The sequence below is a fragment of the Stygiolobus azoricus genome (assembly GCF_009729035.1).
Lineage (GTDB): Archaea > Thermoproteota > Thermoprotei_A > Sulfolobales > Sulfolobaceae > Stygiolobus > Stygiolobus azoricus.
The window spans coordinates 229,472-248,189 of the sequence record NZ_CP045483.1 but is presented as its reverse complement, the minus strand read 5'-3'; the positions used below and the strand labels follow the sequence as shown (position 1 = coordinate 248,189).

Genomic DNA, 18,718 nt, shown 5'->3' with positions numbered 1-18,718 from the left:
TGTATATCGGTTAATAATGTAAGTGCGGGGGTGCCCGAGCAAGGTCAAAGGGGGCGGACTGAGACTCATTTAGAGCAGTATGCTCCGCTGGCGTAGGCCTGCGTGGGTTCAAGTCCCACCCCCCGCATAACCTTCAACAAAAAGAGAACATGAAGATAAAGCGTACTTAGAGAGTGAAAATAATGCGTTAAATTATGGTCATTAATCAAAACCATTGATCGAGTCCTTTTTGCCTCTCAGCACCTTTAGCCTCTCTTTTAGCCTTCTTCAATCTTTCTATAGCGTTCTTTACTCTTTCTTCACTAAAGTCGTGCTGCTTAATGAGAAGTTCCTCGATTCCTTTCTCGTCACAATCTTTCAATTCCAAGTCTGTATTCGGCTTTTCTACTTTTGGATTTAAAAATAGAGATCTAATTTCCTCAACGTTAAATGTGATTTTTTGCTTAGGTATTTCACCTTTTTCTACAGCATTTTCTATCTTACCATACTTTTTAATAATTCTATATGCTGTCTTTATACCTATGCCCTTGACTCCATCAGGATCGTAATCTGTACCTATCAGTATGGCAATGTCAATTAACTGCTCTCTGGTTATTCCTAACTTCTTAAGTAGATCTGAAAGCTCAATGAGTTCTGGCCTAATTTCTACGTACACGTCTTTTTTAGGTAGTTTTCTTTTCCCAGTTATAGTTAGGTTTCTAACTAAACGTGTAGCTCCAAAAAGCAGAGAATCGTAATCTTGGCTTCCAGTTGCCCATGTGAGACCCAAAGAATTAACATAAGCAGCTTCAGCCTCGCCTTCGCTCGGAGCTTGTATTGTAGGGATACCCATCAGTTCTAAGAGTTTCTTACTCTCTCCGGCCATTTCGTTAGTCAACCTTATAGACATCTGAGAATACTTCTTTAACTCTCTTGCTTCAGTGCTTCCTTCTTTCTTTAACTGGTCTAGTTTCTTCTCAGCCTCTTCTTTTATTTTTCTCCTTCTCTCCAGTTCTTCGCTTTTTTGCTCAGGGGGCTTTCCATCAAAGACGTAAACTGGAATGACTCCTTCTTCTAAAATACTTATAGTTCTATAAAAAATTCCGTTTAAGTGACTTGTGACTCTACCTTGTGAGTCCATTAAAGGTGTTCCGTCTGGTTGTCTAATAGCTGCGAGGAATTGGTAAAGAGCATTATACGCGTCAATACTTATTTTTTTACCCTTCAACTCTCCAAAGCTGAGCTCTCTCTTTATATCCTCTACTAACTCGGATAAGTCTACACCTATTCTTTATCACCTATATAAGTGATCATTCTAACATTCTCTTTTATTAGTGTTACCGTAACATAACCTCTCATCTCAAGCTTCATAAGTGCTTTAAGAAAATCAGAAAAAGGTACTTCATAGTCTGTAGACTTTTTTACTTCTTCGTATAAGTCTTCATCTGTCACTGGTCCATTATGTTTTCGTAATCTTTCAAGAACTACATAATGTAAAGGGATTTCCCTCCACATATATTTCACGTGAAAGTACTTGGCTTTACATTAGCTCTAGGTAATTGTTGTCTGGCTTTATCTACCCAGTTCTGATAGAATTGCACCATATCTTGTGTCACTGACGGTCTCACTTTTCTGAGTGCAAAGTCGAAATGCTTTCTTTCTACTAAAGCTCCTTTTCCACTCATACATTCTTTTATAATCTTTTCTCTGCACTCACTATCTCCTCTCTTACAGTTATCATCAGCCTTTTTCATACAATCAGACATCTGTTCCCTGATAGCTCTTAAAGTAGCTTCTCTCACTAATGCTGATAAGTCTGCTCCGGTATATCCTTCTGTCTTTTCGGCTATCTCTTCTAATGTTACGTCTTCTGCTAGTGGTACGTTTTTTGTGTGTACTTTTAGTATTTCTAGTCTTGCTTTTTTGTCTGGTGGTGGTACGTAGATTAGTCTGTCGAATCTACCTGGTCTTAGTAGTGCAGGGTCTAAGATATCAGGCCTATTAGTAGCAGCAATAACAACAACATTCTCAAGTTTCTCTATTCCGTCCATTTCAGCTAATAGCTGGTTGACTATTCTTTCAGTAACACCACTATCTACTGATACTCCTCTCATTGGTGCTATTGCGTCTATTTCGTCGAAGAATATTACTGTTGGTGCTGCTTGTCTTGCTTTTCTGAATATTTCTCTTATTGCTTTTTCGCTTTCTCCTACCCATTTTGATAGTACTTCTGGTCCTCTTACTGCTATGAAGTTTGCACCACTTTCTGTTGCTACTGCTTTTGCCAGCATTGTTTTACCAGTCCCAGGTGGGCCAAATAAAAGAATACCCTTAGGCGGTTCAATACCTACATTCTCGTATGCCTCTCTATACTTTAATGGGTATTCTACTACCTCTCTCAATTCTTCTTTTACATCTTCTAACCCTCCTATATCGTCCCAGTGAACCTCTGGTACTTCAACATATATCTCTCTCAGACCACTAGGCACTATATCTTTAAATGCCTTAAGGAAATCGTCCATATTAACTTCCATTTTTTCTAAGATTTCAGGCGGGATCTTATCTTGGCTTAAATCTATCATTTGCAAATATCTTCTTAGGGCGTTCATAGCAGCTTCTCTCACTAATGCTGATAAGTCTGCTCCGGTATATCCGTGGGTCATATCGGCTAATTTCTGTAGATCGACATCTTTAGATAACGGCATACTCCTCGTATGTATCTGTAATATTTCTAGTCTACCTTGCTTATCTGGTAAGGGGATCTCTAATTCTCTATCGAATCTACCGGGTCTCCTTAGAGCAGGGTCTATCGCATTAGGTCTGTTAGTTGCAGCTATAACTATAACATTGCCCCTATTTTCAAGACCATCCATCAGCGTGAGTAATTGTGCCACTACCCTTCTTTCCACTTCTCCTATTACTTCGTCTCTCTTCGGCGCGATCGCGTCAATCTCGTCTATGAATATTATTGCTGGAGCGTGTTTCTTTGCATCTTCAAATATTTCCCTAAGTCTTTGCTCGCTTTCACCGTAGAACTTACTCATTATTTCAGGTCCATTTATTGATGTGAAGTAGGCTTCAGTTTCATTAGCTACTGCTTTTGCTAAAAGTGTTTTACCTACTCCAGGTGGGCCGTACAGTAAAATACCCTTAGGCGGTTCAATACCTAGTCTCTTAAATAGTTCCGGATGCCTTAATGGTAACTCAACGAGCTCCCTTATTTTCTGAATTATATGTTTCATCCCTCCTATATCTTCATAAGTAACTCTCGGATACTTCGCTTGTTCGAACGGTTTTTCTGATATCGTTATACTGGTCTCGTCAGATACTATTACCACACCTTGTGGCCTTACTTGGATAACACTAAATGGAATGGCTTGCCCTAATACTGGTATTAAAACTGTGTCACCTTCAACTAGGGGGGTGTCCTTAAGTTTTTTCTTAACATAAGAAATGAAACCTGGATCAACCGTAATAGAAAAATTTGAAGGAGCTAGCCTGACACTTGTTGCAACCTTCGGACTAGCCTTTCTTACTATTACTTTGTCACCTATTGCGACTCCTGCGTTCTTTCTCGTTATACCATCCATTCTTATGATGTATTTGTCTTCCTCATTCAATGTATCCTCTGGGGCCAAAGGCCATGCTATTGCGGCAGTCTTTCTCTGCCCTTCGATCTCGACTACTTCTCCGGGGCTAACGCCTATTTGTGATAATAGATCAATGTCTATCCTTACTTTTCCCCTTCCAACGTCTTTTTGCTTAGCCTCAACAACTCTCAAGATAATCTCCTTCTTCGAAGGAGTAAATTCAGCACTACTCAACGCAATCCCATTAAGTAATATAAAAAATGAGGTATAAGAGCTTAAGCATCAACTATTATTTAGTTAATTAAAAAGGAAATACTTAAAAACCTAGACGCGTTACTTGCACTACTTCGGCGTGACTTACTCCTTCTATTCCGTTAACTATGTCCTCTAAGGATTCCGTACCTCCTTCCGTATTTTCTGGCATTTGTATATATACTACTAATGCCTTTAGACCGTATGCTATTGGCTCCGTCTCTTTTCTAACTAGTTTATATCCTTGTGGTAATTTACTGTTTATCTGTTGTGTTAAATTGTCAAGGTTTACTTCGTCACTATCAGGATATACCTTCAAAATAACTAACACATCTGCCATTCCTCTTACACCTCAAGGACCTTCAAATCCACACTTTGGGCAAACGTAAGTGACGCCTTGCTTTCTGCATTCATAACACCTTCTTATAATTACTTCTCCGCAGTTAGGGCACAGAAATTCTACGCCTTTCTCTCTGGGATGTATTATCTTTCCGCAACTTGAGCATACTGGAGGTTCTATTTCCTCTTTTAAGCTTAACCTAAAGGAAATACTCATTGCTTACAATACTTTTTAATAACCTTATAAATTCTCTCTTTGCTTATGCCAATTAAAATGGTTATAATAGTGAGGACAGATATTGAAATGGGAAAAGGAAAAACTGCCGCACAAGTAGCTCATGCTGCGGTTTCTTTAGTTGTGGATATATTAAAAAAAGGAAAAGATAGTTGGAGGGAATGGCTCGAAGAATGGCTATCTGAAGGACAACCCAAGATTGTGGTTAAGGTTAACAGTCTTGAAGAATTACTAAAAAGGTCCAAACTAGCACAAGATTACAATTTGCCTACAGTTGTAATTCAGGATGCAGGTAAGACTCAATTAGAGCCTGGCACTATTACATGTGTAGGTATAGGGCCTGCTCCTTCAGAGATTATAGATAAAATAACGGGTGACTTAAAATTACTGTAACACCTCCTTTGATAGATCTCTCTTTAGGACTCGAGAAATACTACATAAACGAAGAATGGGCTCCGTTAAACGTTAAAATACCCAGACCGGATGGATTTATTGTAGTCGAAGAAATTTCGTATAAACCCGCAACTGAGTGGAGAGGAAAGGACAAGGGTAAATATGCTGTATATCTATTAAAGAAGATCGGAATAGATCATTTCACTGTTATCGATAAAATAACTAGACTAACTGGTAGAAAACCTAATTATATTGGAATAAAGGATACTAACGCAATAACACAACAGATAATCTACTTTTCAGGTAAACCAGAAATAGACAATTACAAGGAGGAAAAGTTAGAGATAAATTTTCTTGGTTTTTCAGACGAAAAATTTAACCACACGGGTAATATTTTTGAGTTAGAATTAGTTAGTGATAACGAAAATGAACTCATCAAGAGATTGACAACTGTGAGCAATGTGAAATATCTATTTGCTTATATAGGTTATCAAAGGTTCGGCACAAGAAGACCTAATACGCACTTGGTCGGGAAATACTTATTTCTAAGACAATGGTGCGATGCAATTAATTGGTTGATTGGTCATCCTTTTGATTTGGAGCATGAGATAATAAAGGAGGCAAGATTAGCATATGAAAAAGGAGACTATGAAAAAGCTCTCCAACTTTTTCCTAAAAAGTTCAGGGATGAAAGGGAAGTACTGAAAGCTCTAATTAGAGGGGAAGACTGTTTGTCTGCAATTAAAAGGGTTAAGACCCCTCTAAGATTTTTCGTTGAAGCTTACCAATCTTATCTATTTAACAAGTATCTTTCTTTAATGGCGGATAAATTGAGAGGGAGAGAATCTGATAACGTGATTCTTACTGTTCCGAAGAAGTTCGTTGAGCTCATGGATCCCTTAATTAGGCAAATAGCTATTGAAGAAGGTATAGTAGGTTATTCTTTTAATATTCCAGAAATTAAAGTTAATTTGAGAGATTTAAAAAGACAAGCTTTTATGAGGCTCAGAAACGTTAAGGTTGAGCTTAAGAACGAAAGTAAAAAAATCTCGTTTTCCTTGGATCGGGGTATGTATGCTACGATAGTAATTAGAGAAATAAGCAGAGGTGATCCTAGGAACTTTACTTAAGGCGTTAGGCGTTTTTTGTCTCTCGGAAATAGTACTATCTCCTTAACATTTTGTATTCCGGTTAGCATAACCATAAGCCTGGCAAATCCCATTCCAAATCCAGCGTGAGGTGGCATTCCGTAGTCGAACCATCTAAGGAAGAACTCAAAACTCTCTGGTCTTAATCCTCTCTTTTTGAGAGCTTCCTCTAGTATCTCTCTCCGATGATTCCTAGTACTGCCTGAAGCTATTTCTAACCATTTATATATAAGATCGAAACTTTCGCTTACCTCAGGTTCATTATCCTTAACCTTAGTATAGAAGGGTCTAGCCATAGTAGGCCAATCGGTTATGAAGTATAACTCTTCCTTAATTACTTCATTCAATATTCTCAATTCGGGGGTTCCTATATCATCCCCAAACTTAATGTTTAATCCTTTACTTTGAAGTATCTCTATAGCCTCTTTATATGGAATTCTTTTTATAGGAAGTTTTACGGTAGGCGGAGTGTAATTTAGTAGTTTTAATTCCTCCTTACAGTCTTCACTTACTCTTTGAGTTATATTATAGATTAATTTTTCGATTAAATTCATAACGTCATTGTAATCAGCAAACGCCATCTCAACGTCCATACTTATAAATTCGGCTAAATGATATGGGGTGTCCGACTCTTCAGCTCTCCATGCTGGTCCGATTTCAAAAACTTTCTCCACTACTCCCGCCATAAGTTCCTTATATAACTGGGGGCTTTGAGCCAAGAAAGCTTCCTTGCCAAAATATATCACTGGAAAGAGCTGGGCTCCTCCTTCTGTGGCTGCAGCTATAATCTTTGGGGTAAAGATCTCAACAAAACCCTCATTATATAAAGTTTCTCTAAAAGTCCTTAACACTACTGATTGAATTTTTACTACAGCAGTCATTTCAGGTCTTCTTAGGTCTAATACTCTTTCTCTAAGTCTCGTGTCAATATCAGCCTTTACCTTTCCGCTTACGTCAAGAGGCAGGGGCACTTTTGCTAAACTTAAAATCTCTATATCTTCAGCGTGAATTTCAGCACCTCTAGGTGCTCTCTTGTCGGCTTTCACTTTTCCCTTAATCCTCACTACGCTTTCCTGAGTTAATTCGTTAGCTACTTTAAACGCCGGACTGTCCTTATCAACCACGACTTGCCCTATTCCGGTAGCATCTCTAAGTATTAGGAACTTTTTACCCCCTAAGTCCCTTATGTTATGAACCCAGCCAGCAACTATAACTTCCTTACCCTCTAACTCTGGTAATATTTGGTTATTATAATAGTTCTTAAGCAATTTTTATTCCACCCTTATTCTAACTGGTATTGAATGAATCTTTGATAGTGCAGCTTCTAGGGAAGTTTCGTCAGCTGGTAAAAACTTCTTCTCATATTTTGAGACTCTCACAACGTACTGTACGGTTCCGTCTGGTAACCATACAGTGTTAACTCCTAGAACTCTCGCAGGTGTTAAAAGTTGGCTTGCTGTAGATTTTATATTATTACTCTTCTCTAAAATTCTCACTTTTACGCCAAGTTTATCCTGAAGGATCTTAGCAACTTTTATCCACTTTTGGTAAGTCATAGATGGTCCGCTAGTTACTATCAGAATAAGTAGGTTGTTTAACTTAAACGCCTTATGGTAGGTAGTATCTTTTAGCTCTTTGAATTGTGTCTCTTCTAAATCTAATAAAATTTTCATTACTTCTACTTCAAAACTTTCTACCTCTCCACGATCAATCATAGATTGGCAACGGTTACACAAAAGACCGCTTTTAACACAAATATAGTCTAACGGTATCTTCATCTTAATTCAACTCCGCCTCTAACACAAAGTTTTTTGAACCGTTTGATATATGTGAATTGGGGTTAAAAATGCCACTCACCGATCCCGTGAAGCTACAAATAGTACAACAAAGAGTATTTTTAAAGAAAGTGTGTAGAGAATGTGGAGCTCTAAACTCAATTAGGGCAACAAAATGCAGGAGATGTCATAGTAAAAATCTAAGGCCGAAGAAGAAAGAGTTACCAGCCAAGAAAGGTTAGACCTTAATACCAATACTTTTAAGTCTATCCTCGATACTTTTTGCATTTTCTTGGAAAGACTGAATGTGTGATTTTAAGTAATTTTTATCTATTTCTATTTTTCCACTTCCTATTAAGTATACTAAAGTCTTGAGTTCATCCTCGTCTTCTTCTCTGAACGCGTTTGCCTTAAGTAAAATATAGTCTTCTATTCTAATCACTTTGAAATACTCGTTACCAATTTTTCTTTCTTGTGCATTTTCTATAATGTCTTGTGGTACAAAGAAGTCTTGAACATTTTCATACATATCTACCTGGAGTTGCTCATCATCAACACCTATTATTAATCTGGGAGTGTCAATAGGTGTTTTTCCAAAGTCCCAACCATGATCAAATGCGAATTCCCTTATTTTATCCTCGTCTATAAAAACACTAACTGAAAGAATAAATAAGTCTATGTCACTTTCAGTACCTTTTCTACCTAATTCTAAATCAACTACAGTATCCCCGATTATTACGAAGTCAGTAAGTTCCTTGATTTCTTTAAGAACTTCTCCGACTTTCGAAAACGCTATCAAAATCTCACGTTAATCAATCATCACAATAACCTTAAAATACTTTTATGACATATCCTAATTTGAATGCCGGGGTGGCCGAGCGGTTAAGGCGGCGGGCCGCAGAGATTTATAGCCGTCACCCGCTATTTTCGCGGGTTCGAGTCCCGCCCCCGGCTTTTAAAAAATTTATACTTTTGTAAGCCGTAGTATATTGTGAGCCAACCAAAAAGGAAAGAAGAGACCGTAGGAAAGGAAATGAAAGGAGACGAAGCATTAGCTTACGTTATAAAGGAACTCGGCATTAAGGATGTTTTTGTTCCTTATAGCGTTCCAGACTTTATATTAGAAAGATTAAAGCAATACGAAATTAATACTAATATAACTTCTTCAGCTAGGGAAGCAATTTTAATGGCTGATTCATATTCTAGAGAGTTTAACACAGTAGGGACAGCCCTTGTTGCTCCGGGGAATAGAGTGCTAGAGGCTACTGATATAGTAGCTCAAGCTTTCATGGACTCTCAGCCCCTACTTATAATATCTACCATAAGGTCTTACAGAGACACGGGTAGGAGTAGGATAGGAGAACTGAGAACACCTGACGATGTATCATCAGCCTTAGCGCCCATTACTAAGTTAAGAGAGAGGGTTGTAAGTATTGAAGAAATAACAGTAACTGTAGAAAAGGGGTATAAAGAAGCCCTAAGTAATAGGAACAGGCCAGTATACATAGAAATAGCTGAAGATCTCTTCAGGCTTAAGGCCTATCCATTATCGCCAGCTGAGCAGAAGCCCGAAAAGAGAACTCCGGATAAAAACACAGTAGCCAAGATAAGTGAATTATTAGGAAACTCTAAGACTCCAGTAATTATAGCTGGTTATGGAGTGCTTGCTTCAGGAGCTACAAAAGAACTCCTAGAGTTAGCGGAATTATTAGATATCCCAGTTATCACAACGTTTAGGTCTAAGGGGGCTATTCCGGCTTCTCACCCCTTATATGCAGGGGAAGGATTAGGTCTTTTCGCGACCAATGAAGGAGCTAAGCTATTAGAGGAGGCAGACGTAATATTAGCACTAGGTACTAGGTTCACACAATTAGCTACAGCCGGCTGGTCTATGAAGGTTAAAGGATACCTAGTACATAATAATATAGATGGTGAAGATATCGGTAAAGTTTTCATGGCTCATGTTCCTCTTGTTGCAGATACGGGACTATTCCTTAAGGAACTTCTTACACTAATAAAAGCTAAGGTTAAAGAGGCAGTTAAGAGAGGATCAAAAGAGAAGATTAAAACCTATAGAAAGATTCATATATTAAACTCTCATAGCGGTTTATGGCCTTATGACGTAGTTAGAGTTGTACAACAGTATCAGTTCTCAAAAGTTTTTGTGGACTTATCAGCTCCAACACTAGACTTCGTAAGGTTACCTATAGAGAAACCTTACACATGGATAACGAGTGAGTCATTATTAGAACGCAATATAGCAGTAGGAGGTATAATTCGTTCTAACGATCCTAATACGATTGCCGTGACCGATATTGAAGGTGTGATATCAAATCTAGGTGTATTAAGTTCTAGATTGAATAAGGCAAGAGGAATATTACTAGTTATGAACGACAACGGTTCAACGACTCTCGATGTAACTTCTTCCGACATACCTACAATTTCTAAAACGCCTCGTAATGAAAACTATGACGAGATTCTAGAAAGTTCGCTTAAAGCAATTACGGTTGTTGGGATCACAGATCTAAAGGACGCACTATTTAACGCTGATCCTAATAAGATAAATGTAATAAATGTTAAAATAGAACCAGACTATCAATCAGTATTATTCTAAAGTTTTTATTTAATTTTTCTCTTAACTTTAATAGTTAATTTTTTAAGTTTTTACACGAATATCGAAATTGATAGTAATGAAAGTAGCAATACCCGTTACAAATGGATTTGTGGATGGTCCCGGTGAAGGATTAGAGGTTATGATCTATCAACTTGAAGGAGACAAATTTACGTTAGTTGAAAAGTACGAGAATCCAGCATTAAGGGCTACAGCAGCTCGCGGATTGCATATGTTAAAATCGGCTTTAGATAAAGGTGTCAATGCTGTTATTGTTTCTGAAATAGGCCCTCCTGGTGTCAGATTGTTAAAAGGAAAGGCAAAGATATATTTAGCTCCAGGTCTTAAGGTCGAGGAAGCACTTGAAAAGTTGCTGAAGAAAGAGTTGTCAGAGACTGATAAGCCTACACACGACGAGCACCATCATCATACACACGATGATTATTAATTTTTAGTAATAACATGCAGGATCCTCAGCTAATGGGTCGTTATATACTGCATATGCCCTAGCCCTACTACCTCCGCATATCTCATTGTAGTTACAAGTTCCGCATTTTCCCTTAAGTTTTCCTGTTTTGATCATGTTTAATAGTTCTGATTCTCTGTAAATCTTTACAATATTATCAGTTCTCACATTACCTAACCTTATCGGTAAAAATCCGCTAGGGTATATGTCACCATTATATGAGATAAATAACACCCCGCTTCCGTCTCTAGTTGGAATCACACTTTTGTCAACACCTTTCATAGGTTCACCAAGCATTTTTCTCAGCTTTATTATCAAAGGATTCGTAGTTTCAATATCCTCTGAGTATTCTAATTTAGCTCTCCTAAAGAATGGTGCCTCTACTGTCCTTACAATAAGGTCATATCTGGTTACTTCCACAAGGAATTCAATTACTTCTCTATAACGTTCGCGTGGAATATCGAGCTCTGCTGTCCCTCTACCTACCGGAATAAGAAAGAACACTTCCCACACTTTAACTTTTAAATCTTTTAATAACTTAACAATCTCGGGTAATTCCTCGTAATTCCTTTTCCAAACTAGCGTATTCACTTGAATATTAATTCCGTATCTCAATGCTGTCTCAATTCCCTTGATTGCATATTTATAACTCCCTAAACCTCTCAGCCAGTCGTGAGTTCGTGGTTGTGCACCATCAAGGCTTATGGACATGTATGATACTAAACCTCTCAGCTTCTCTATTGTCTCAGAGCTTAAGAGCTGGGAGGGGGCAGGTGCTATTGACGTAACTAATCCTAAAGATTTGGCGTAGGTTAAAAGTTCGAATATATCTTTCCGTAATAATGGGTCACCTCCCGTAAATACAATAACTACTTTACCAAACTCAGCGATCTCCTCTAGTAGTTTCTTTCCTTCTTCTGTACTCAACTCATCAGGTAAAGGGGAACTAATTGAGTTAGCTCTACAGTGTTTGCATGCCAGCGGGCAAGCTTTAGTTACTTCCCAGAAAATTAAATGTGGAGACTTTTCAAAGGGCATAATGGGTCACTCCCGAAAATATTTCCATACCAGTAATAGGCTCTTGCCCTATCTCCACCTTTACAATATTTCTTAAATTCACACTCAGCACATTTTCCTTCCTTGAGATATTTTTCGGTGTTAATGAACACGTCAGGAATAGAAGCGATTATTTCACTAAGCCTTTGAGTCTTAACGTTTCCTAATTTTACGAAATCAATAAACTGGCATGGATAAACGTCTCCATTTGGATATATCGATATCATCTTTCTACCACATCCACCTGAATTTTCTACAAACTTAAGGTATTGTTGAAACTCCTCTTCATTTCTAGCCAACTTCTTTGCGATGAAAATTCCATCAAAAGGTGCTAATGTAGTTTCTATCTCTATAACACCTTTGAGCTTGATCGAGTACTCAATGAGTTTGTTAATGAACTTCTCATATTGTTCTGGTGTATACATTAAATTGACTAATCCCTTTCCGCGACCGCTTGCTGATAAGTGGTAAAATGTAATTCTCTTTACTCCGAGCTTCAGTGCAAGTTCAATGTAACCATCTAATCTATCTATGTTTAACGAGGAAATTGTAAACCTTAAACCTACGTTAAGACCAACTTCCACAGAATTTTTAATGCCATTTATTGTCATGTTAAAGGCTCCGTCAACTCCCCTAAATTTATCATGAAATTCTGCACTATCGCTGTCAAGGCTTATACCTATATAAGAAAAGTTAAGTTCTTTTAACTTTCTGGCAACATCTTTAGTAATTAACGTGCCGTTAGTTGATAGGGCTAATCTCAATCCCTTCGCTCTAGCGTATGAAGTTAGTTTAAAGAAATCCCTTCGCATTAACGGTTCTCCACCACTCAATATTATCAGAGGGATTTTTAGCTCAGCAAACTGGTCTATCAAATTCAAAGCTTCCTCAGTACTTAAAGTGTCTTGTTTATCATTTGAGGCGTCGATATAGCAATGAATGCATTTTAAGTTGCACTTATAAGTCAAGTTCCATGTTACAACAGGTCGCAATACTTCGCTAAATTTGCTAAGGTTTTCTTTATTATATACCCCTTTAACACTAAAGGACACAGTGCCTAAACCAGTTGTCATCACGCTAACAGGAATCATAATTATAAATAATGTACTAATCTTAAATCAGGAATTTATGTAATCCTTACGGTGCTATGTATAACACTGTTAATAAGTGTTGGCTCCCTAATGTCATGCTGATTGTTTTTGAAGTCTAAAGAAAGCTTCCCAAAAGGGGTCTTCTGAAGGTTTCTCTATTCTCTTTTGACCTACGTAGACCCCTTCACCCTTCTCCACTCTTCCAACTATTTCAGCTTGTATGCCTTCTTTAATTAAGGCATCCCTTATTTCCACCTTGTCAGTTATTATTATCATCGTACCCTCGCTAATTGAGATGAATGGGTCTATACCTACTAAAGTCGTAACTGCTTTGACAGCACGGTTAATGAACAGTTTATCCTCAAATATTTCCAGCTTTTTACCAGTTACTTCGGATACTTCAACGAGGGCGTTCCATAGACCTCCTTCTGTTGCGTCGTGCATTAAGTGAATTCCTATTTTACTTGCAATTAGTCCGTCCTTCCAACAAGACATTTGCCAATACATGTCCAAGGCTTCTTTAAAGATGTCTGGAGGTAATCTTTGCCTAAAATACTCTGGGTAGAGGTTAGTTAAGAGACCGGTAGCTTCAATAGCTGGACCTTTTGTCACTATAATTAAATCGCCTTCTTTCACTTTTGATGGCATTCCTAGCTTCTCTTTGTCTCCAATTCCTATCATAGTGAAACCGCCTAGCATAGGGAAAGACACTCCTTCATATCTTCCCGTATGCCCGGCTACAACCATAACACCTATCTCTTTTAACGCCTCATGAATTCCGATCCACATATCCTTCAGTTCGTCATCTGTCATAGAAGGAGGTAAGTTAAGGTCAATCATAGCATATTTAGGAGGAATACCAGAAGTCATAACATCACTCGCTAGAATATGAACGGCAAACCATGCAGCCTTTCTGAAACCAAATTGTGGCACGATAAAAACTGGATCAGTCTTTACCACCATGACTTTATTACCTTCAAGTTCAATTGCTCCAGTATCAACACCATTCATGGGTGGTATTATTACTTCTTTGTGCCTTTCACCAAGATGTGGATAAATTACCTCGTCAAAAATTTTCTTTCCGATTTTACCAAGCATTGTTTGATGTAATAATGGTGGAAATAAAAGGTTTTAAGTAGATATGAAAATAGTTTATAATTGTATATTATTCCAAATAAAATACACTAATTCAAAAAAGACCTAGCTTTTAGGTTAACTAAGTTCACTTGAATAATTTGTTTTTTCTATATCTAATTTTTTAGAATATATTAATTAGCTGGCATTAGAATTTTATTCCGAAATTAGAGCACAAAGCTCAATTAAACTTATATTTGAAAGCGTACCCTGGGGCTAAAGGTATTCTTCTCTATATAGATAGAAGTAATTTTGAAATGGAGGAGTTTGAAGTTAACTTTGATCCCGAGTTATTTAACGAGTCTATAAAGAGAGTATAACTCCTTCACGAGTATGTGGCAAAGATAGAACTCCCACCTCCTGAGGCTAAGAATAACTCAGAGATGCAATGGCAGTGAAAGATTAAGCAAGATTGAGCAGAAATAAGGAACTATCAAGCTTTTTGTTAAAAGTTAATCATTTTCAAATTCCTCTATACACATATTAATCACGAATGTGAGGGACTGAGTAAAAGGTTATGTATCAAGAAGAAGTAAATTTTTATAAACAAGGTATTAGATGTGGTAAAAGTGAATAGAAGGTTTATTACACTTTCAATAGTTTTAATTTTTGTAATAATTTTATTGCTTCCCTACTTACTTTACCCATTTGAAATACCTTTAGACACATTTATCAAAGTTAGTGATTCAGATTTAGCTAACAATGCCTTAGCATGTATTGTCTTTATTTCGTGGTACGGCTGCCCCTATGGAGCGGCAGATAGTTGGGTATTATATGCATTTATTTCCCATTACGGTAAAGTCCTTTACAATTTCTCTTATTCAGACCCTAACGACGTATACCCTAATACTCCCTCTCTTATCTTTCTAAGTTTTCAGCCAAATTCATCAATTCACTTTAAGTTCCTTTATCTCTATAACCGTTACCTTAACGCTACAGCAACTGGTTTGCAAGTAAGTAACTACGTCAAATACGGATTATCTCAGATACAACAATATTTACCTCAATATTATCAAATAGTTAAAGAATATGTAGTAGACAAGTGGGCACAAGGTGGATTCTTCCAATCTGCTGCGTATATGGGTAATCCTCCACATATACCTACGACTATTATAGTTTCAGGGAATAAAGGTACGTATATACTAATAGGCTATTTAATAAACCCGTCTTTGATACAAAACGAGAATCCACAATACTTAATAAACCATTTGGATCAGAGTTATATACAATCTGGGGTAAAAGATATACAAGATTTAGTCTAGTTTTTCTACGTCTAGTGAAAGATCAATGGCCTTTACACTGTGAGTTATATAACCACTAGAGATTATATCTACCCCAGTTTTTGCGTATTCCACCACATTGTCAGGGGTTATCCTTCCCGAGGCTTCTATTAATAACTTTCCTTTTAGATGGGAAACGACCTCTCTTACTTCATCTGGGGTCATATTATCTAAGAGAATAATATCGGCTTTAGCTTCGTATGCCTCTATAGCTTCTTTTAAACTAGTCACTTCTACCTCTATCTTCTTTGAGAAACTTACATATTTTCTAACGTTCTCTATAACATTTCTTATTCCACCTAGTAATGCTATGTGGTTATCTTTTATCAAAACCATGTCGGACAGATTGTATCTATGAGGGTCTCCGCCGCCAACTTCTATAGCATACTTTTCGAATAATCTTAAACCGGGAGTGGTTTTCCTAGTTCCGGCAATAACAACATTAGGGTTAACGGTTCTTGCAAGCCTCACCATTAAGGATGTCGTAGTAGCTATCCCAGAAAGTCTGCTAAGTAAGTTAAGTAATGTTCTCTCGACCATTAGAATGTCTTCTCCGTCCCCTTCGAAAATAAGTAATTTATCTCCTCTTTTGAAGTAATACCCGTCTGGCTTAGCTTCTATAACCTTTAATCGTATTTCTTCTAAAAACGGCACAAGAAACTTATTTCCTGCTAACAAACCTTCTTCTTTAGCTACTACATAAGCTCTACACTTAACCCCTTTTACGGCCTTACTTGTAACGTCCTCAGGTAATACATCTTCTTCTAGGAATTCTAACAATCTTCTAGATATAAGTTTTTCTAATATCATTTCTTACATGCCTGGATGAAGTTTTTAAATACTTCAATCCCTTTTTCAGTATGCTTAACCTCAGGATGGAACTGAACCCCGAAAATTGTATTATCGTTATTCACCATAGCTTGTACTTTAGCGTTCTCACTATGTGCTATCACTCTGAACCCATTAGGCGGTAATATAACTTCGTCTGTATGACTTTCCCAAGCCTTTACAGACGGTTTTAAACCTCTTAGTAACGTATCTTCATCGTCAATTATAACGTTAACTAAGCCGTACTCTGGGTTTTTAGCTTTGCTTACTTCTCCTCCTAGAACTTTTGCTATTAACTGGTGTCCTAAGCATATACCCATTTTAGGTAAAGTGGTTTTTAGTACATACTCTTTAGCGTTACCCATTTTATCTAATTCCGTGACTACGGAATAAGGACCTCCACCGAAAATGATACAATCGAAATTATTTAAGAACTCCACTGGTTTGTCAGGAGTGACGGCTACTGCCTCAACTCCGAGGTATTTAAGGTCTTTTACTATAAGGTGATTATACTGTCCTCCAAAGTAAATTACAGCTATTTTCACTGCGAGTCAAATATTTATCTCCTTAGGATTAAAGCTTTTATAATCAGAACATAAGTTCGATATTAAATGATCTATATTATAGGCTCCGGAATTGCAGGTCTCTCCGCAGCTGTATCGTTGAAGATGGCGGGTTATAAGGTTACGGTAATTACTAAGAAAGTAGACGGAGGGTCAACACCAATAGCCAAAGGCGGTGTTGCTGTAGCAGTATCTGTTGATGATAGCCCGGAATTGCATGCGGAAGATACGATCAAAGTGGGAGATGGACTTTGTGATATTAGAACAGTTAGATATGTTACACAAGAAGGGAAACACGCTGTCGAAACTCTTCAGTCTTGGGGATTTGAGTTCGATAAAGGGCTGAGGCTAGAGGGAGGTCATTCAAGGCGTAGAGTAATGTATAAGACTGATGAGACTGGAGGGGAGATATTCAGGTTTTTGCTAACTAAAGCTCGTTCTCTTGGGATTCCAGTTGTAGAAGACATGGTAACAGATTTGATAGTTAAAGAAGGAGAGGTCAGAGGTTTTGTCACAAAAACGAGAGGAATTATAGAGGATGCAGATAAAGTCGTTTTGGCTACTGGTGGTTATTCGTACTTATTTGAGTTCACATCTACGCAACCTACAAATATCGGAGAAGGAATCGCTATGGCTTTTAAAGCAGGAGCTGTAGTGGGCGATATGGAGTTTGTTCAATTTCATCCTACTGTAACAAAATTGGACGGAGAGACCTTCCTTATGACCGAAACGCTAAGAGGGGAAGGAGCTAAAGTTGTAAACGAGAAGGGCGAGAGATTTCTTTTTAATTACCATCCCAAAGGGGAACTGGCTCCTAGAGACATATTATCAAGGGCAATATATATCGAGATGTTGAAGGGCCACCAGGTTTTCATGGATTTAAGGGGTATAGAAGATTTTCAGAGAAAATTTCCAGTAGTAGCATCTTATCTAGCCAGACACGGAAGAGATCCTAAGAAAGATCTTATTCCTATTTCTCCCGCTGCTCATTTTGTAGATGGAGGAATAAGAGTGAATATTAGGGGAGAGAGCAGTGTGAAGAACCTTTACGCAATAGGCGAGGTAAGTGATAGCGGTCTTCACGGCGCTAATAGGCTGGCCAGTAACTCCCTCCTTGAAGGACTAGTCTTCGGAATTAATTTACCACAATATGTTGACCTTCAATGGGAGGGAATAACAACTGGAGACGGAATAATGAAAACTCTAAAACTTGTTGAAGATGAAGGAATAGATAACACCTTAACATTAAACGAAATAAGAAAGTTAAACTGGGAAAACTTGGGGATAATTAGGAATCACGAAAAATTGTCAAAACTTACTTCAGTATACTACCCCTCAAAAAGTAGACCAGAGATTTTGATCTCGTATCTAACGGCGTTAGCCGCAGATATTAGGACAGAAAGTAGGGGTAATCATTATAGAGAAGACTATCCGTTCAAAGATCCGAGATGGGAAAAGAGAATATACTTCAGAGTATCTAACTCTTAAATATGGAGTGTAGAGCGGCTGTAATCGTCGTTGTTTCACGCAACGGTAGGATTTTAGTAATTAAGAGAAAAGAGAGGCCTAATGATCCTTGGAGCGGTCACATCGCATTCCCTGGTGGGAGAAGGGAGGGTAGTGAAACATGTGATGAAACTGCATTAAGAGAATGTATCGAAGAAGTGGGAATTAAGCCTAGATTAGTTAAAGACATAGGAATATATTTCCCTAATAACGCTCCTGATATGAAAGTGAGAGCCTACTTAGGTTGTGTAGATGAAGAATTTATTCCACAGATCCAGAAGGACGAGGTAGATATGGCAATTTGGATAAATCCTGAGCAATTGGAAATTAGGAGTGACGAATTTTATTTTAATGGTTTTAGGATATGGGGAATGACTTTCAGAATTTTAAAAGACGTCCTAGAAAAAAGATTCTATGAAGAGTGCTTAAAGAAATAGTTCAGTCCGGCAACGATTCTTCACTGGTCGGTTCC

General features: G+C 37.7%; 21 protein-coding genes and 2 tRNA genes. 10 read left to right on the top strand and 13 right to left on the bottom strand.

The genetic code is table 11. The features are described 5' to 3' along the window. Nucleotides 1-24: 24 nt before the first annotated feature. Nucleotides 25-127: transfer RNA gene (locus D1868_RS01390), tRNA-Leu, on the top strand. A gap of 78 nt (nucleotides 128-205) precedes the next feature. On the opposite strand, the gene fen is transcribed toward D1868_RS01390, so the two are convergent. From fen to D1868_RS01365, 5 genes are all read right to left on the bottom strand, one after another. Continuing rightward, complete coding sequence (fen, locus tag D1868_RS01385; protein WP_156005001.1) at nucleotides 206-1,267, bottom strand: flap endonuclease-1; 1,062 nt, start codon at nucleotides 1,265-1,267, stop codon at nucleotides 206-208. Beyond that, entirely contained in the window at nucleotides 1,264-1,494 is a 231-nt protein-coding gene (locus tag D1868_RS01380) for a hypothetical protein (protein ID WP_156005000.1), read from the bottom strand. The genes fen and D1868_RS01380 overlap by 4 nt, the downstream gene beginning before the upstream one ends. A gap of 5 nt (nucleotides 1,495-1,499) precedes the next feature. Beyond that, nucleotides 1,500-3,803, bottom strand: a complete 2,304-nt coding sequence (locus tag D1868_RS01375; protein ID WP_420824478.1) for a CDC48 family AAA ATPase — start codon at nucleotides 3,801-3,803, stop codon at nucleotides 1,500-1,502. A gap of 82 nt (nucleotides 3,804-3,885) precedes the next feature. Further along, complete coding sequence (locus D1868_RS01370; RefSeq protein ID WP_156004998.1) at nucleotides 3,886-4,161, bottom strand: elongation factor 1-beta; 276 nt, start codon at nucleotides 4,159-4,161, stop codon at nucleotides 3,886-3,888. Between the two features lie 12 nt (nucleotides 4,162-4,173). Further along, nucleotides 4,174-4,371, bottom strand: coding sequence for a zinc finger domain-containing protein (locus D1868_RS01365; RefSeq protein ID WP_156007908.1), 198 nt, complete (start codon nucleotides 4,369-4,371; stop codon nucleotides 4,174-4,176). A gap of 51 nt (nucleotides 4,372-4,422) precedes the next feature. On the opposite strand from D1868_RS01365, the gene pth2 reads away from it, so the two are divergent. Both pth2 and truD read left to right on the top strand, forming a co-directional pair. Continuing rightward, the gene (gene pth2, locus D1868_RS01360) at nucleotides 4,423-4,788 is read left to right on the top strand and encodes a peptidyl-tRNA hydrolase Pth2 (protein ID WP_156004997.1); all 366 of its coding nucleotides are present in this window, start codon (nucleotides 4,423-4,425) and stop codon (nucleotides 4,786-4,788) included. An 8-nt stretch (nucleotides 4,789-4,796) separates the two neighbouring features. Next, nucleotides 4,797-5,918, top strand: coding sequence for a tRNA pseudouridine(13) synthase TruD (truD, locus tag D1868_RS01355; protein WP_156004996.1), 1,122 nt, complete (start codon nucleotides 4,797-4,799; stop codon nucleotides 5,916-5,918). On the opposite strand, the gene aspS is transcribed toward truD, so the two are convergent. Together aspS and D1868_RS01345 are read right to left on the bottom strand one after the other, a co-directional pair. After that, nucleotides 5,915-7,204: an aspartate--tRNA(Asn) ligase gene (gene aspS / locus D1868_RS01350; RefSeq protein ID WP_156004995.1), complete on the bottom strand. Its 1,290-nt coding sequence runs from the start codon at nucleotides 7,202-7,204 to the stop codon at nucleotides 5,915-5,917. The two genes, truD and aspS, sit on opposite strands and share 4 nt — an antisense overlap. Before the next feature lie 3 nt (nucleotides 7,205-7,207). Further along, on the bottom strand, nucleotides 7,208-7,714 hold the full coding sequence (locus tag D1868_RS01345; protein WP_156004994.1) for a transcription elongation factor NusA: 507 nt from the start codon (nucleotides 7,712-7,714) through the stop codon (nucleotides 7,208-7,210). 68 nt (nucleotides 7,715-7,782) lie between these two features. Between D1868_RS01345 and D1868_RS01340 the strand changes: the two genes are divergently transcribed. Then, the gene (locus D1868_RS01340) at nucleotides 7,783-7,953 is read left to right on the top strand and encodes a 50S ribosomal protein L40e (RefSeq protein WP_156004993.1); all 171 of its coding nucleotides are present in this window, start codon (nucleotides 7,783-7,785) and stop codon (nucleotides 7,951-7,953) included. Here the strand turns inward: D1868_RS01340 and D1868_RS01335 are convergent. Beyond that, nucleotides 7,950-8,510 (bottom strand): nucleotidyltransferase, encoded by a 561-nt coding sequence (locus D1868_RS01335; RefSeq protein ID WP_156004992.1) that lies wholly within the window; start codon nucleotides 8,508-8,510, stop codon nucleotides 7,950-7,952. The two genes, D1868_RS01340 and D1868_RS01335, sit on opposite strands and share 4 nt — an antisense overlap. Nucleotides 8,511-8,575: 65 nt before the next feature. On the opposite strand from D1868_RS01335, the gene D1868_RS01330 reads away from it, so the two are divergent. The 3 genes from D1868_RS01330 to D1868_RS01320 all read left to right on the top strand — a co-directional run bounded on the left by D1868_RS01330 (nucleotide 8,576) and on the right by D1868_RS01320 (nucleotide 10,770). Beyond that, a tRNA-Cys gene (locus D1868_RS01330) sits at nucleotides 8,576-8,665 on the top strand. 37 nt (nucleotides 8,666-8,702) lie between these two features. Next, nucleotides 8,703-10,325, top strand: a complete 1,623-nt coding sequence (locus tag D1868_RS01325) for a thiamine pyrophosphate-binding protein (protein ID WP_156004991.1) — start codon at nucleotides 8,703-8,705, stop codon at nucleotides 10,323-10,325. Nucleotides 10,326-10,401: 76 nt separating this feature from the next. Continuing rightward, nucleotides 10,402-10,770, top strand: coding sequence for a NifB/NifX family molybdenum-iron cluster-binding protein (locus D1868_RS01320; RefSeq protein ID WP_156004990.1), 369 nt, complete (start codon nucleotides 10,402-10,404; stop codon nucleotides 10,768-10,770). 3 nt (nucleotides 10,771-10,773) lie between these two features. Here D1868_RS01320 and D1868_RS01315 read toward each other — a convergent pair whose 3' ends face one another. The 3 genes from D1868_RS01315 to D1868_RS01305 all read right to left on the bottom strand — a co-directional run bounded on the left by D1868_RS01315 (nucleotide 10,774) and on the right by D1868_RS01305 (nucleotide 14,033). Then, complete coding sequence (locus tag D1868_RS01315) at nucleotides 10,774-11,826, bottom strand: TIGR04053 family radical SAM/SPASM domain-containing protein (RefSeq protein ID WP_156004989.1); 1,053 nt, start codon at nucleotides 11,824-11,826, stop codon at nucleotides 10,774-10,776. After that, on the bottom strand, nucleotides 11,799-12,935 hold the full coding sequence (locus D1868_RS01310; RefSeq protein ID WP_156004988.1) for a radical SAM/SPASM domain-containing protein: 1,137 nt from the start codon (nucleotides 12,933-12,935) through the stop codon (nucleotides 11,799-11,801). Before D1868_RS01310 ends, D1868_RS01315 begins: the two co-directional genes overlap by 28 nt. Nucleotides 12,936-13,028: 93 nt before the next feature. Next, nucleotides 13,029-14,033: an AIR synthase family protein gene (locus D1868_RS01305; RefSeq protein WP_156004987.1), complete on the bottom strand. Its 1,005-nt coding sequence runs from the start codon at nucleotides 14,031-14,033 to the stop codon at nucleotides 13,029-13,031. Between the two features lie 605 nt (nucleotides 14,034-14,638). On the opposite strand from D1868_RS01305, the gene D1868_RS01300 reads away from it, so the two are divergent. After that, a complete protein-coding gene (locus D1868_RS01300; RefSeq protein ID WP_231112415.1) occupies nucleotides 14,639-15,331 on the top strand; it encodes a DUF929 domain-containing protein in 693 nt (230 codons plus the stop codon). Here the strand turns inward: D1868_RS01300 and nadC are convergent. Then, nucleotides 15,323-16,156, bottom strand: a complete 834-nt coding sequence (nadC, locus tag D1868_RS01295; RefSeq protein ID WP_156007907.1) for a carboxylating nicotinate-nucleotide diphosphorylase — start codon at nucleotides 16,154-16,156, stop codon at nucleotides 15,323-15,325. The two genes, D1868_RS01300 and nadC, sit on opposite strands and share 9 nt — an antisense overlap. Next, nucleotides 16,156-16,722: a GMP synthase subunit A gene (locus tag D1868_RS01290; protein WP_156004985.1), complete on the bottom strand. Its 567-nt coding sequence runs from the start codon at nucleotides 16,720-16,722 to the stop codon at nucleotides 16,156-16,158. Before D1868_RS01290 ends, nadC begins: the two co-directional genes overlap by 1 nt. Before the next feature lie 66 nt (nucleotides 16,723-16,788). Between D1868_RS01290 and D1868_RS01285 the strand changes: the two genes are divergently transcribed. Beyond that, the gene (locus tag D1868_RS01285) at nucleotides 16,789-18,228 is read left to right on the top strand and encodes an L-aspartate oxidase (RefSeq protein WP_156004984.1); all 1,440 of its coding nucleotides are present in this window, start codon (nucleotides 16,789-16,791) and stop codon (nucleotides 18,226-18,228) included. 2 nt (nucleotides 18,229-18,230) lie between these two features. Beyond that, the gene (locus D1868_RS01280; protein ID WP_156004983.1) at nucleotides 18,231-18,683 is read left to right on the top strand and encodes an NUDIX hydrolase; all 453 of its coding nucleotides are present in this window, start codon (nucleotides 18,231-18,233) and stop codon (nucleotides 18,681-18,683) included. Nucleotides 18,684-18,718: the final 35 nt, after the last annotated feature.

What these genes read in the sequence shown, in the direction of transcription:
- D1868_RS01380 (WP_156005000.1), bottom strand. Translation starts at nt 1,494, where the DNA reads ATGTGGAGGGAAATCCCTTTACATTATGTAGTTCTTGAAAGATTACGA.
- D1868_RS01370 (WP_156004998.1), bottom strand. Translation starts at nt 4,161, where the DNA reads ATGGCAGATGTGTTAGTTATTTTGAAGGTATATCCTGATAGTGACGAA.
- pth2 (WP_156004997.1), top strand. Translation starts at nt 4,423, where the DNA reads ATGCCAATTAAAATGGTTATAATAGTGAGGACAGATATTGAAATGGGA.
- D1868_RS01345 (WP_156004994.1), bottom strand. Translation starts at nt 7,714, where the DNA reads ATGAAGATACCGTTAGACTATATTTGTGTTAAAAGCGGTCTTTTGTGT.
- D1868_RS01340 (WP_156004993.1), top strand. Translation starts at nt 7,783, where the DNA reads ATGCCACTCACCGATCCCGTGAAGCTACAAATAGTACAACAAAGAGTA.
- D1868_RS01320 (WP_156004990.1), top strand. Translation starts at nt 10,402, where the DNA reads ATGAAAGTAGCAATACCCGTTACAAATGGATTTGTGGATGGTCCCGGT.
- D1868_RS01315 (WP_156004989.1), bottom strand. Translation starts at nt 11,826, where the DNA reads ATGCCCTTTGAAAAGTCTCCACATTTAATTTTCTGGGAAGTAACTAAA.
- D1868_RS01310 (WP_156004988.1), bottom strand. Translation starts at nt 12,935, where the DNA reads ATGATTCCTGTTAGCGTGATGACAACTGGTTTAGGCACTGTGTCCTTT.
- D1868_RS01305 (WP_156004987.1), bottom strand. Translation starts at nt 14,033, where the DNA reads ATGCTTGGTAAAATCGGAAAGAAAATTTTTGACGAGGTAATTTATCCA.
- D1868_RS01285 (WP_156004984.1), top strand. Translation starts at nt 16,789, where the DNA reads ATGATCTATATTATAGGCTCCGGAATTGCAGGTCTCTCCGCAGCTGTA.
- D1868_RS01280 (WP_156004983.1), top strand. Translation starts at nt 18,231, where the DNA reads ATGGAGTGTAGAGCGGCTGTAATCGTCGTTGTTTCACGCAACGGTAGG.